The organism is Porphyromonas sp. CAG:1061, assembly GCF_000435035.1.
Taxonomy (GTDB): Bacteria; Bacteroidota; Bacteroidia; order Bacteroidales; family Porphyromonadaceae; genus Porphyromonas_A; species Porphyromonas_A somerae.
Window position 1 is genome coordinate 1 of the sequence record NZ_HF988871.1, and the last position, 1,229, is coordinate 1,229.

The 1,229-nt window shown below is 44.8% G+C and carries 1 protein-coding gene and 1 pseudogene; both read left to right on the top strand.

Annotated elements, in window-relative coordinates:
- Window positions 1-223: pseudogene (locus QVO39_RS01925) on the top strand (hypothetical protein); the annotation flags it as partial.
- A gap of 361 nt (window positions 224-584) precedes the next feature.
- Window positions 585-1,178: an outer membrane beta-barrel protein gene (locus QVO39_RS01930; RefSeq protein ID WP_288171532.1), complete on the top strand. Its 594-nt coding sequence runs from the start codon at window positions 585-587 to the stop codon at window positions 1,176-1,178.
- The last annotated feature ends 51 nt before the right edge of the window (window positions 1,179-1,229 follow it).

A 1,229-nucleotide genomic window follows, 5' to 3' on the forward strand; every position in this document is an offset into this window, starting at 1 on the left:
GCTCCTCCGCCAACTCCTCCCCAAGAAGATCGCCATCACCGAGGAGGCACAAGGCACCAACAACATCGGTCGACCCGACTTCACCTTTGAGACTGTTGCACGAAGGCGATCTGCTGCGTTGCTTTCGGAATTCGGCCTAGGTCATGTACGTGAGTACGCTCCCTTCAGCCTCATCCTCAGTGCCTTGCATCTCATCCTTCGTGCAAAGTCTCAGCACATTTGAAGCAAATGTGCGAGAATGGCACTTCGTGCAACATTCTCAATAGGGTCATTAACTTCAAATGCGTAGCCCTGCGAATCAGGATTATGAGACATCGGTTATATTGAGACCAAAGACATTGGTGATCGTGACCTCAAAGGGTATCAGCTCAAAGGGGGTAATAAGGAGCAATTTGACCGCTATAAGAACTCGCTACAAAATATCATCTTCACCGACTACCTCCGCTTCCTCTACTACCGCGATGGCGAACTGTAGGGTGATTGATTATATTGTCATATAGCAATAATTCAATATATATTCGTATATTTGCTACCGAATATATAATGATTGTATATTTGTTTAACAATTAGATTTAGATTTTATCATGAAGACAATTAAACTAATGGTAGCCACCGCAGTGATGGCTCTATGCTCTGTAAGCGCTTTTGCTCAGACTGAGGCAGGTAAGATGATGGTAGGTGCTGGCACCTCTCTATCTCTATTCTCTGGCAAGCCTTCAATGACGGTTGATGGTAATAAGCAAACTGATACTAAAGCTACTACCAACCTTAAGCTTGCTTTCGACGCACGCTATTTCGTGATCGACAACCTTGCAGTAGGTGCTGAACTAGGCTACGACTTTTCTGGTCGTGATGGCGACAGTGAGGGTACCTTTATTATCGCTCCTGCAGTAAGCTATTTCTTCTTACCAAATAGCAACATCCGTCCATTCCTTAGCGCTCAGGTAGGGTATGCACATCTCTCCTCTACAAGTAAAGCTCCTGTATCTGACAGTAAGACTACTACCTCAGCTGGTGGTCTATACTATGGTGTAGGTGGTGGTGTAACCTACTTTGTGAATCCTAACGTAGGTCTTACACTAGGTCTAGGATACACTAGTAGCTCATTCAAGAAGGATAAGGTAACTACCACTCTTGCAGGTGTATCTAGCACCCTTGGTCTAACCTTTGTATTCTAAGAGTAGCGCCAAGCTATATTAATAAAGGGGGCGAGCAACCAATTGGTTGCT